The 10,949-nt window shown below is 58.5% G+C and carries 8 protein-coding genes, 10 tRNA genes and 2 rRNA genes; all 20 read left to right on the top strand.

Annotated features, from left to right (window positions below):
- Positions 1 to 143: ribosomal RNA gene (locus tag FE782_RS30935) — 23S ribosomal RNA — on the top strand; the annotation flags it as partial.
- Positions 144 to 227: 84 nt separating this feature from the next.
- Positions 228 to 344, top strand: a 5S ribosomal RNA gene (gene rrf / locus FE782_RS30930).
- A gap of 32 nt (positions 345 to 376) precedes the next feature.
- Positions 377 to 453, top strand: a tRNA-Ile gene (locus FE782_RS30925).
- 16 nt (positions 454 to 469) lie between these two features.
- Positions 470 to 545: transfer RNA gene (locus tag FE782_RS30920), tRNA-Ala, on the top strand.
- Positions 546 to 549: 4 nt separating this feature from the next.
- Positions 550 to 625, top strand: a tRNA-Asn gene (locus tag FE782_RS30915).
- A 5-nt stretch (positions 626 to 630) separates the two neighbouring features.
- Positions 631 to 706 (top strand) — tRNA-Val (locus tag FE782_RS30910).
- Positions 707 to 889: 183 nt separating this feature from the next.
- Positions 890 to 965: transfer RNA gene (locus FE782_RS30905), tRNA-Thr, on the top strand.
- A 9-nt stretch (positions 966 to 974) separates the two neighbouring features.
- Positions 975 to 1,057 (top strand) — tRNA-Tyr (locus FE782_RS30900).
- Positions 1,058 to 1,080: 23 nt separating this feature from the next.
- Positions 1,081 to 1,153, top strand: a tRNA-Lys gene (locus FE782_RS30895).
- A gap of 11 nt (positions 1,154 to 1,164) precedes the next feature.
- Positions 1,165 to 1,247 (top strand) — tRNA-Leu (locus tag FE782_RS30890).
- A gap of 10 nt (positions 1,248 to 1,257) precedes the next feature.
- Positions 1,258 to 1,331, top strand: a tRNA-Cys gene (locus tag FE782_RS30885).
- Between the two features lie 14 nt (positions 1,332 to 1,345).
- Positions 1,346 to 1,419 (top strand) — tRNA-Pro (locus FE782_RS30880).
- A 195-nt stretch (positions 1,420 to 1,614) separates the two neighbouring features.
- Positions 1,615 to 2,916 carry a phytoene desaturase family protein gene (locus FE782_RS30875; RefSeq protein ID WP_138198205.1) on the top strand — a complete coding sequence of 434 codons (1,302 nt, stop codon included), beginning with the start codon at positions 1,615 to 1,617 and terminating at the stop codon, positions 2,914 to 2,916.
- A complete protein-coding gene (gene sigJ, locus FE782_RS30870) occupies positions 2,894 to 3,754 on the top strand; it encodes an RNA polymerase sigma factor SigJ (protein WP_138198204.1) in 861 nt (286 codons plus the stop codon). Before FE782_RS30875 ends, sigJ begins: the two co-directional genes overlap by 23 nt.
- Before the next feature lie 326 nt (positions 3,755 to 4,080).
- On the top strand, positions 4,081 to 4,509 hold the full coding sequence (locus tag FE782_RS30865) for a VOC family protein (protein ID WP_138198203.1): 429 nt from the start codon (positions 4,081 to 4,083) through the stop codon (positions 4,507 to 4,509).
- 26 nt (positions 4,510 to 4,535) lie between these two features.
- A complete protein-coding gene (locus tag FE782_RS30860; protein ID WP_138198202.1) occupies positions 4,536 to 4,949 on the top strand; it encodes a DUF6855 family protein in 414 nt (137 codons plus the stop codon).
- A gap of 148 nt (positions 4,950 to 5,097) precedes the next feature.
- On the top strand, positions 5,098 to 5,964 hold the full coding sequence (locus FE782_RS30855) for a D-alanyl-D-alanine carboxypeptidase family protein (protein ID WP_158299626.1): 867 nt from the start codon (positions 5,098 to 5,100) through the stop codon (positions 5,962 to 5,964).
- Positions 5,965 to 5,995: 31 nt separating this feature from the next.
- Positions 5,996 to 7,753 carry a sensor histidine kinase gene (locus tag FE782_RS30850; protein ID WP_138198200.1) on the top strand — a complete coding sequence of 586 codons (1,758 nt, stop codon included), beginning with the start codon at positions 5,996 to 5,998 and terminating at the stop codon, positions 7,751 to 7,753.
- Positions 7,731 to 9,062, top strand: a complete 1,332-nt coding sequence (locus FE782_RS30845) for a helix-turn-helix domain-containing protein (RefSeq protein ID WP_158299625.1) — start codon at positions 7,731 to 7,733, stop codon at positions 9,060 to 9,062. The genes FE782_RS30850 and FE782_RS30845 overlap by 23 nt, the downstream gene beginning before the upstream one ends.
- Before the next feature lie 149 nt (positions 9,063 to 9,211).
- Complete coding sequence (locus FE782_RS30840; protein ID WP_158299624.1) at positions 9,212 to 10,891, top strand: extracellular solute-binding protein; 1,680 nt, start codon at positions 9,212 to 9,214, stop codon at positions 10,889 to 10,891.
- Positions 10,892 to 10,949: the final 58 nt, after the last annotated feature.

Below are 10,949 nucleotides of genomic sequence, written 5' to 3'. Positions count from 1 at the left end.
AAAGCATCTAAGCGTGAAGCCCCCCTCAAGATGAGATTTCCCTGCTTGAAGACCCCATGTAGACGACGTGGTTGATAGGTTCGGGGTGGAAGCGCGGCAACGCGTGGAGCTGACGAATACTAATCGGTCGAGGACTTATCCAACTCAAACTTTCCGTAAGGAAAGTACTTCGGAAGCATCATCGTTTCGCATCCAGTTTTCAGGGAGCAACCCCTGAACTATATAGGTTTGGTGATAATGGCGGAAGGGAACCACGCGTACCCATCCCGAACACGAACGTTAAGCCTTCCAGCGCCGATGGTACTTGGACCGCAGGGTCCCGGGAGAGTAGGACGTCGCCAAGCCGATATCCCCTTCGGGGGATTTTTTATTGCCCGGGCCTTTAGCTCAGCTGGTTAGAGCGCACCCCTGATAAGGGTGAGGTCGGTGGTTCGAGTCCACTAAGGCCCACCATAGTTTCATCGCATTAGGGCCCATAGCTCAGCTGGGAGAGCGCCTGCCTTGCAAGCAGGAGGTCAGCGGTTCGATCCCGCTTGGGTCCACCATTATTCCCTGATAGCTCAGTTGGTAGAGCACTCGACTGTTAATCGAGTTGTCACAGGTTCGAGTCCTGTTCGGGGAGCCATATTTGGGCGCTTAGCTCAGCCGGGAGAGCATCTGCCTTACAAGCAGAGGGTCGGCGGTTCGATCCCGTCAGCGCCCACCATGATTTCACCCAAAAAAGTGAAGAGAAGCGCTGTAGCGTATTCCGATTGCTTTTCCGGGGTCCGGTTATTAAATAACCAACTCTTTACTGCGGAGCCGTGGTGTAGAGGCCTAACATGATGTCACGCAGGAGACCGCGGGTTCGAATCCCGTCGGCTCCGCCATCTTTACAGAAATACAATATGCCGCTGTAGCTCAACTGGTAGAGCAACTGACTTGTAATCAGTAGGTTGGGGGTTCAAGTCCTCTCGGCGGCACCATGCTTCCATGGGGGATTAGCGAAGTGGCCAAACGCGGGAGACTGTAAATCTCTTCTCTTACGAGTTCGGTGGTTCGAATCCATCATCCCCCATTTCTCTTTCGGAGAGTAGGCATGAGCCATTAGCTCAGTCGGTAGAGCACCTGACTTTTAATCAGGGTGTCGAAGGTTCGAGTCCTTCATGGCTCACTTTTCAATATGCGGTTGTGGTGGAATGGCAGACACGCTATCTTGAGGGGGTAGTGGGCGTACGCTCGTGGAGGTTCGAGTCCTCTCAACCGCACTGGATCCATGGCGCCATAGCCAAGCGGTAAGGCAGAGCTCTGCAAAAGCTCTATCCCTAGTTCGATTCTAGGTGGCGCCTCCAAATCGATAAAATAACGGGACGTAGCTCAGCTTGGTAGAGCACCTGGTTTGGGACCAGGGGGTCGCATGTTCGAATCGTGTCGTCCCGATACTTATATAGAAAACAGAAAAGGCCAAGCTCTAGAGCTTGGCCTTTTCTGTATGCAAAACCTACGCGAATGCGCTGATTTGGCGTGCCGACCGACGCCGGGACCTCCCGGTGTTTTTCTTTTTCAAACTTTGTCACAACGCGCTCCCCTTCCCCGTCATACGGGTACCAAACCGAATCGAAAGGGAGAATGACGATGCAGAACTATGAAGTAGCGGTCGTAGGCGGGGGAATCGCGGGGTTAACGGCAGCGATCTATGCGGCGAAAGCAGGGAAACGAACGATTGTCATCGAGAAGCAGGAGCGCTTGGGGGGGCGGGCCATCTCGCTCAAGAAGGAGGGGGCTTACTTTAACCTAGGCGGTCACGCTTTGTACCATGGGGATGCATTGGCTACGTTCCGCGAATGGGGTCTGAGCCTGGAAGGGGGCCGGCCTTCGATCGACGGCTACGGAATATGGAACGGGAAATTGCTCGCCTTGCCCATGGGGATGACATCCTTGCTGACGACCCCGCTATTCTCTTGGAAGGGGAAGATGGAGCTTGCCTCTTGGTTGATGAAGCTCGGCAAGCTGGACACCCTGCGCTATGAACGCATCAGTCTGCGCGAATGGATGGAAGCGCATCTGCACGACCCTATGGTACGAAATTTCTTCTACGCTTTGTTCCGCACGGCAAGCTATGTGGTAGCTCCCGATTTACAAGCTGCGGGCCCGGTGCTGCGGCAGCTCCAAAGCTCGCTGAAAGGCGTACTCTACTTGGACCGAGGCTGGGGAGCCATGGTCGATGAACTCGCCGAAATCGCAGGCAGACTTGGGGTAAAGATGATAACGGGTTGCCAGGTCGCATCCATCGAGCACCGGGAAGGGGCCGTACGGCATGTCCGATGCGAAGACGGAACGACGATCGAAGCCGACCATGCGATCGTTACCGCTCCTCCGGCGATCGCGCATCGACTGGTGCCCCATGCGGAAGCGACCGCTCTTCATGCCTGGAGAGAGCAGGCGATCGAGATCACCGCGGCTTGCCTGGACGTCGCGCTGCGGCGTCTGCCAAGACCGAATCAGCAATTCGTGTACGGGATCGACCGGACGGTATTCCTAAGCAATCAGTCGCGCGTGGCATACCTGAGCGATGACGGCGCTCAAGTTCTGAGCGTGATCAAGTACCAGGGAGAAGAGAAAGATCCGGTTAGAGATTTACAGGAGTTGGAGCAAACCTTAGACTTAGTACAACCGGGTTGGCGGAACGAGGTCGTCGCGAAACAATATTTTCCGAAAATTACGGTTTGCCACGATTTCGTGCATATGAAACGCAAGCATCGGCCGGGGCCCGCCGTGCCGGAAATCGCCGGGTTATATGTAGCCGGGGAATGGGCGACGCATGGCGAGATGTTGGTGGACGCCGCGACGGCCAGCGCCAAACGAGCGGTACAACATATCCTATTGCATGAGGATGCGGAGAGGAAGACCCGCGATGAGCACAGAGTCGTTGTATAATGCGTACCGAAAGCCGCTCTTCTCCTTAGCTTATCGCATGATGGGAAGCGTCATGGATGCGGAAGACGTCGTGCAAGAAGCCTTCCTCGCTTATGATCAATTGCCGGACCCCGCCGCCATTCGGAATGAGCGGGCGTTCCTATACAAAATCGTGACGAACCGCTGTCTGGACCTTCTCCGTTCGTCCGCGCATCGACGCGAGCTGTACGTCGGGCCGTGGCTTCCGGAGCCCTTGGTCGATCCGGGGCTCCCGGATGACGACCCTTCCACCGCTTATTTGCGGCGCGAATCGATCTCCACGGCTTATTTGTTGCTCCTGCAGCAGCTGAACGCGGTAGAGCGGGCTGTCTTTCTCCTGCGCGAGATTTTCGACTATTCGTATGACGAAATCGCCGACATGATCGGCAAGAGCAGCGCGAACTGCCGCCAGATTTTCCATCGCGCCCGGAAGAGCGTTCGTTTCGAACCGGATCAAACTCCGTCGAATTCCGTCGCAGAGGAGAAAGTTAAGGAATTCGTTCAATCGCTGCTACAAGGCAACACCGGGAAGATGCTTGAACTGGTCAGCGAAAATGTGGCGTTCTACTCGGACGGCGGAGGCAAAGTCCGCGCGGCGCAAATCCCGGTGATCGGCAGCGAACCGGTCGTCCGATTGCATCTCAACTTGCTGAAAATGTACGAGGGCAAGTTCAAATACATGTTCTTAACCGTAAACGGCCTGCCGGGCATTCGTATCGATGTCGGCGATACGAGGTTCGTCTATTCGTTCGATATCCGCGATGAACGAATCCGGACGATCTACGCCGTGGCGAATCCGGATAAATTAAAGCATGTATAAAGCCTGTAATAACCGCTAGAAAATGCAACGACAAGGAGCTTCCGGTTCACCGACGAACGGAGAATCGCATACGTGCGATTCTCCGAAGGGACGACCGAGTGAAACGGCGCTGGACGGTAGAGGTGAACGCGTTAGTTTACGATTTTTGTCGCATTTTCCGAGGAGGCAGCTGGGCGGAAGAAGCGAGAGGCTGCGGTTCGACGTGCCGGCACGTTCCGAATCGACGATCTCGACTTTCGGCTGGACAGATCCCTGGAAAGGTGTGCGCGGTACGCGTTCGGTGTATACTAACGAAGAGAATGATTCTTGAAGGAGAATGAAGCCCGATGATCCTGCGATTAAACCCTTACCTCTTCATGGACGGACAAGCGAAAGAAGCGATCGCCTTCTACGAGAAAACGTTGGATGCGAAGCTCCTCGGCGTGCAGACGTTCGGCGAGATGCCGGCGAACCCCGAGTTTCCGATTCCGGAAGCCGCGAAAGACCGCGTCGCTCATTCGATGTTGAAGATCGGAGAGACGGATTTGATGATCTCCGATACGTTCCCGGGACAACCCCTGAAGCAAGGCGAACAAGTGACCGTGTGCATTACGACGAACGATTCCCGGAAGTCGAAAAGCGTCTTCGACGCGCTGCAAGACGGCGGCACCGTCAATATGCCTTTCCAAGAGACGTTCTGGACGCCCGGATACGGCGTCGTCACGGACAAGTTCGGCGTTACGTTCCACATCACGACGGAAACCGCAGCGAAGTAACCATTCAAGCGGAACGAGGGAACGACGTGACGAATGCGAACGGAGCCGGGACGAAAGAAAACCCCTGGAAGCTAAAGACGCCCCCGCTCACGTCCGAGTACGAGATGTACAAGGATGAGAAAGACGGGAAAGACATACTGGTTTGTACGGTCGGGAAGACGGTGCTGCATTACGATTATCGGTGCATCGACGACTTACATACGATGCTCAAGCATCGCGGCGACTGGATGGAGCTCGGCAGCGCCGACGAGCAGAAGCCGGCCAAGGAAGGAACGGTGGAGGCCTGGGGCCGTTCCCCCGACAATCCGGTCGGGGGATGGTACGGGCTGAAGAAGGGCTTCCGAGGCCGCTTCGGCATGTATATCCCTCCCCTTCTGGAGGAGCTCGGTCTTGCGGAAGTGGAGCATCAACCCCGCAACAATCGGATGCGGGCGATCTAAGCGGAAAGACTGTCGAGGGAGATCCACTCGACAGTCTTTCTTTGCTTAAGGCTTAAGCAAATCTTAATCTGTTCCTCAACTCCTCTTAAGAAAGGGCGTGTACACTTAATCGTATCGATACGAACGACACCTAAGGGGGAACATGACGATGAAACGCACTGCGCTCCGACTTGCCCTGCCGAAAAGCTACCATTGGCCGACGACCCCGAGCATCCGGGCGAAGGCGGCAATCGTCATCGACGCGAGGACCGGCGGGACGTTGTTCGCGAAGGCGGCGAACCAACCCGTTTACCCGGCCAGCATGACGAAGATGTTGACGACGCTTCTGCTGCTGGAGGCTTGCGCCGACGACGAGACGTTCGTCGTCGGGGACGAGGTCCGGCTGCGGGAGGACGGCGAGAGCTCCGCCGGCCTGCTCGAGGGCGAAGAGCGGACCGCGGGAAGCTTGGCCGAAGCGTTGATGCTGGCGTCCGGCAACGACGCGGCCCGGACGGTCGCCCGTCAGCTTGTCCGGAAGCATTGCGGGAAGACGTTGTCCGCGGAGCGCAGCATGGACTATTTCGCCGAGCTGATGAACTGGAAGGCGCGGGAGCTCGGCGCGGCGAATACGCGCTTCGCGAACGCGCACGGGCTGCATGATCCGAACCATGTTTCCACGGCGGCCGACCTCGCGCGGATCGCGCGGCGGGCGATGCGGAACGAACGGTTCCGCGAGCTCGCGGGACGGAAGGTCGGCGAGGACGGGCGGTACCGTAACCGCAACCTGCTGCTGCAGCCGGACAGCCCGTTCTACGACGCCGCGGCCACGGGTCTGAAGACCGGCTTCACGAGCGCGGCGGGGTATTGCCTCGCGGCTTCGGCGAGCGCCGGAGACGTCGACCTGATCGCGGTCGCGCTTCGTTCGACGAAAGACGGCCGGTGGACGGACGTCCGCAAACTGCTGGACTACGGCTTCCGGCTGCGCCGAGGAATCGCGGAACGGGATTGTCAAAACGAGAAGAAACGATTATTCTGAACTTGCCAATCCATGGGAAAGCAGGTTCCGAATGCCGATACCGAAGACATTAAAGCATCGCCTCATTTTCCTATTGCTGCTCTGTTCGTTATTCCCCGTCGTCGTCATCGGAACGATGTCCCACTCGTCCATGTACTCCATGCTGCGGAACGAAGCGGAGAAGGGGGTGGCCGGCAACCTCCATCAAACCCGCCTCTCCTTCGAAAACACGTTAAGCCAGTTGAACCACGCGTCGCAGCAGCTCGTCTTCGAAGGCGAGATCGGCCGCAAGCTGGACGCGTACTTGAACGAAGCGGATATGTTCGAGAAGCGGCGGCTCAGCGAGGAGATCGAGAGCGAGATCAGCTTGATTCATTTCACGAATCCGACGCTCGGCGTCATCTTCTATTATTTGGAGGATACGAACGAAGTGATCTTCGACAACGCTCCGCTGCACGCCGACTTCGACTTCTTCGAGCACCCGCTGCTGGCGGAGCAATTGTATTTCACGTATTACGGTCCGCACGTGTCGATCAACCCGCTGGACGGCAACAAGGTGCTCTCCGTCGTCCGCAAGGTGGACATCCCGGCCCGCGACGACGTGTATTTGTACATGGAGACGGACTTCAAGCTGACGGACCGCATCTTAAGCACGGACGATATTTTCCGAGATACGTCGTACTTCTTCGTGGACAGCATGGACCGCATCGCGTACAGCGAGAAGGAAGCCGACTTCCCGACCGGGACGAGCCATCCTCCTCGAGCCGCCGGGGGCTCGATCAAGACGAAGGGCTATTATTTGTTCGAGGAAGCGAGCACTCAGTCGTGGCGCATCGTCGCCGCGGTGCCGGAAGACTCTTACAATCAGACGATTCGTCGCTGGATTACGAAATTCGCCGTGCTCGCCGCGCTGTCCGTCACCGTCGGCTGTTTCCTGGCGTTCATCATTTGGCGAATGGTCTACAAGCCGCTGCTTCAGCTGCAGCGGAACATCCGCCGCTTGAAGCACGGGCAAATGTCGGAGCCGCTCGACTTCACCTACCAGAAGGTGGTCGAATTTTCCGAAATCCATCGGGACTTCGCTTCGATGAAGCAGACGATCGACGAATTGATCGTCGATATCGACCGCAACGCGCAGGCGAAGAAGCAGCTCGAGATCGAAAATCTGTTGTACAAGATCAATCCGCATTTCATCCACAACACGTTGGATACGATTCGTTGGTTGGCTCGGGTGAACGGGCATCACGAGACGGACCGGCTCGTGTCCGCGCTGAATCGGCTGCTGCATTATAATCTCGGCAAAGGACGGACCGCTACGATTCGCGAGGAAATGGAAGCGCTTAAAAACTACGTTATGCTGCAGGGCGTCCGCTACAACTTTACGTTCGACGTGCGGGTGAACGCGGCGAAGGAACTGCTGGAGCTGCCCGTCCCGCGCTTCATCCTGCAGCCGTTGGTCGAAAATTCGATCTCCCACGGCCTCCGGAACAAGAGCGGCGGACAAGGCGTCATCGAGGCGATCGTAAGGGAAGAAGCCGGGTTCTCCGGCATCGTCATCGAGGTTCGGGACAACGGGTACGGCATGACGGAGGATGAGGCGAGGCTATTGATGAGCGGCGAAGGGGAATACAACAGCAAGACGGGCATGGGCATCGGATGGCACTATGTGAGGCGGATGCTGGAGCTGCAGTTCGCGGGAGAGGCGAGCATGCATGTGTCCAGCAGTCTCGGCATGGGGACGGCCATTACGCTGCGCCTGCCGATCGAGCGGAAGGAGGGACGACCGAATGTTGAACGTGATGGTCGTTGACGACGATTATTTAGTCCGGCAAGGCTTTATCCGCATCATGCCTTGGGAATCGTTCGGCATGAAGGTGGTATGCGAAGCGAGCGACGGGGCGGAGGCGCTGACGACGTTGAGCCGCCACGCGGTGGACGTGCTGATTACCGACTTGGCGATGCCGGTCATGTCGGGACTCGAGCTCATGAAGGAAGCGAAGGAGCGGTATCCGAACCTGCATATGGTCGTCCTGACCTTCCATCACGAGTTCGACTTGGTCCGGGACGCGCTCCGCCTCGGCGCGTTGGATTACATTACGAAGGTGGAGCTCGAGCAGGATCAGATGGCCGTCATCCTGCAGCGCATCCGCGACCGGATCGGACAGCGGACGTCGTTCCCGCCGCAGGGCGCGGGGGGCGGCGATGACCGATCCTTCGCGGAGGACGCGGCGCACGCGGAATTCCGAACGACCGGCGCGGAGAAGCAGTGGAGCCTCCTCGATGCCGGCGACGGCGGCGCGCCGGACGGAAGTCCGACGGACGTTGTCCGGGTGCGATGGACGGGCGTGCGGGGGATGGAAAAGAAGGAGCTGCTCCAGAAGCTGCGCTTGTACGGGGAGCATGCGCTCTATTACAGCTGGGACGAAGAAGCGCGCGAATGCGAGCTGCCCGCGGAGCTGCTGGCGGAGCTCCGGCCGCCCGCGAAGGAGGAGACGATCCGGCTCGGTCTCGACTGGTGCAAACTGTCGTGGATGACGGATCCGGTCGTCTTCGACCGGCTGCTGGACGACACGGCGAGGCTTCGGCTGCCGGCGGCGCAGCTGGAGCAGATGTTTTATATGGCCATCGAAGAGTGGGCGAAGGTGTTCGATCCGGAATCGTTCCGGATCGATCCGGCGCACCGGCCGCATACGTGGAAGGGCTGGACGCGCTGGCTGAGCGGCGTTCGCCGCGCCGTGCTGAGCAAGGCCGACCGGCAGGCGTATTCGCTCGAGGTGATCGCGTGCGTGACGAAGGCGGTCGATCTGGTCAATCAGGACGTCAGAGCCGAAATTCAACTGCCCGACGTCGCGAAGAAGGTCGGCATGAGCCGCAGCTACTTCAGCCGATGCTTCCACGACATCGTCGGCGTCACCTTCCAAGAGTACATCCGGGACTCGCGCATTCGGCGCGCCAAGACGCTGCTGCTGTCGACGAACAAGTCGGTCGGCTGGATCGCGTCCGAATCCGGTTACCCGAACGAACGATATTTCAGCCGCGTGTTCCGGGACGTGACGGGGTTGCTGCCGCGCGAGTACCGGAAGCAATCCGCGGCGCATGTCACGAATCGTACGAAATAAAGTGCAACATCGTCCTCCGATCCTCCTCCCGCGGCGCCGCAGAAGACGATTTGGTCGCGAATTGCGGATGCAGTGTGCCGCTTGGGGCGCAGATTTTCACTATAATGAAAATCGTAAAAAGAAAGCGATTACAAAAAAGGAGGATCACAATGGTTCAACGTTCGTTCAAGTGGATGACGATGCTGCTGCTCCTGCTTTCCTTGGTCGTCACGGCCTGCACCGGTAACAACGCGGGGAACACGGAGGAAGCAGCGGGAGATCCGGCGCCAAGCGCCGAAGCGGGAGGAAAGACGGACGAGAAGCCGGCGGAGGAAGCGCCCGCGGCGGAGGCGATCGATCCGTACCGCATGCCGGAGCCCGCGACGTTCACGACCTTCAAGCACTTGGGCGCCGACGCCAAGCTGCCGGAAGGCGACACGGTGGAGGACAATCAATACACGCGTTATTTGAAAGAGAAGGCGAACATCGAAGTCGAAATTTTATGGTACGCCTCGGGCAACGATTACGAGCAGAAGTCGAAGCTCGCGATCGGCAGCGGCGACATCCCGGACGTCATGTTCGTCGACGAGCAGACGTTCAAGACGCTCGCGAACGCGGGGCAGCTGGAGGATCTGACCGAAGTATACGAAAAGTATAAGGCGCCGCTGACCGAAGAGCTGTACGCTTCGACGAACGGCATGGCGCTCGAGAAAGCGACGATCGACGGCAAGCTGCTCGCGATTCCGAACATCGCGGTTCAGGCGGACGCGCTCAGCATGGTGTGGGTGCGCCAGGATTGGCTCGACAAGCTCGGTCTCGAAGGTCCGAAGACGGTAGCGGACGTCGAGAACATCGCCAAAGCGTTCGTCGACAACAAGATGGGCGGCGACGGCACGATCGGCCTGACGGCCGGCACGCTGGACGCGCCGATGAAGGCGGGCCGCCACAATCTCAAAGGGCTGTTCGGCGCTTACAACGCTTACCCGGGCAACTGGGTTCGAGACGGCGCCGGCAATCTCGCGTACGGTTCGATTTTGCCGGAGACGAAAGCGGCGCTCGGCAAAATCCGCGACATGTACGCGGCCGGCCTCATCGACAAGGAATTCGCGATCCGCAAGGACACGGACCAGATGGTCGTCTCCGGCAAAGCCGGCATGTTCTTCGGTCCGTGGTGGTCGGGCGGCATCGCGAGAGACACGTACGGGAACTTCCCGGACGCGAACTTCAAGGTGTACGCCATCCACGACGACAAGGGCCAGCTGAACAACCTGCAGCTGCCCGTCAGCAGCCGATTCATGGTCGTTCGCAAAGGCATGAAAAATCCGGAAGCGGCGATCGTCTACATCAACACGTACATCCGGTCGGAGCGCAAGGCCGAGCCGGACGCGCTCAAGCTGGACGCTACGATTTCGACGGAGTTCTGGCCGATCGGCAACGGCACGTTCGACTATGCGAACGCCGTGGAACGCAAATCCGACATGCTCGCGGACGCGCTCGCGGGCAAGATCAAGCCGGAGGAATTGACGCCTGAAGTGAAGCTGCTGTACGACTTCGCGAAAGCCGACGAAGCCGCGCCGCGCAAAGACTTGGCCGGATGGGGACGCTTCTGGGGGTACACCGAGCCGGCGCAGCTGCTGAAGCTGCCGATGAATTCGCTCTACAACGAGTTCACGACGACGACGAAGACGATGGAACGCAAGTGGGCGAACCTGAAGAAGCTGGAAGAGGAATACTTCTACGCGATCGTCATGGGCAACCGTCCGCTGGACGACTTCGAGACGTTCGTGTCGGAATGGAAGGCGCAAGGCGGCGACGAAATTACGGCCGAGGTGCAAGCGGAAGTGAAGTAAGGCGAAGGAACGGAGAGAGGAGCGCCGACGCGAGGCCGGAACTTGGCGGCGCTTCTCT

The sequence above is a fragment of the Paenibacillus antri genome (assembly GCF_005765165.1).
GTDB lineage: Bacteria > Bacillota > Bacilli > Paenibacillales > YIM-B00363 > Paenibacillus_AE > Paenibacillus_AE antri.
This window is presented reverse-complemented; position numbering and strand designations above follow the sequence as displayed.

Excerpts from the sequence above, each read along its gene's own strand:
- FE782_RS30855 (WP_158299626.1), top strand. The coding sequence starts at position 5,098 with ATGAAACGCACTGCGCTCCGACTTGCCCTGCCGAAAAGCTACCATTGG.
- FE782_RS30845 (WP_158299625.1), top strand. The coding sequence starts at position 7,731 with ATGTTGAACGTGATGGTCGTTGACGACGATTATTTAGTCCGGCAAGGC.
- FE782_RS30850 (WP_138198200.1), top strand. The coding sequence starts at position 5,996 with ATGCCGATACCGAAGACATTAAAGCATCGCCTCATTTTCCTATTGCTG.
- FE782_RS30875 (WP_138198205.1), top strand. The coding sequence starts at position 1,615 with ATGCAGAACTATGAAGTAGCGGTCGTAGGCGGGGGAATCGCGGGGTTA.
- sigJ (WP_138198204.1), top strand. The coding sequence starts at position 2,894 with ATGAGCACAGAGTCGTTGTATAATGCGTACCGAAAGCCGCTCTTCTCC.
- FE782_RS30865 (WP_138198203.1), top strand. The coding sequence starts at position 4,081 with ATGATCCTGCGATTAAACCCTTACCTCTTCATGGACGGACAAGCGAAA.
- FE782_RS30840 (WP_158299624.1), top strand. The coding sequence starts at position 9,212 with ATGGTTCAACGTTCGTTCAAGTGGATGACGATGCTGCTGCTCCTGCTT.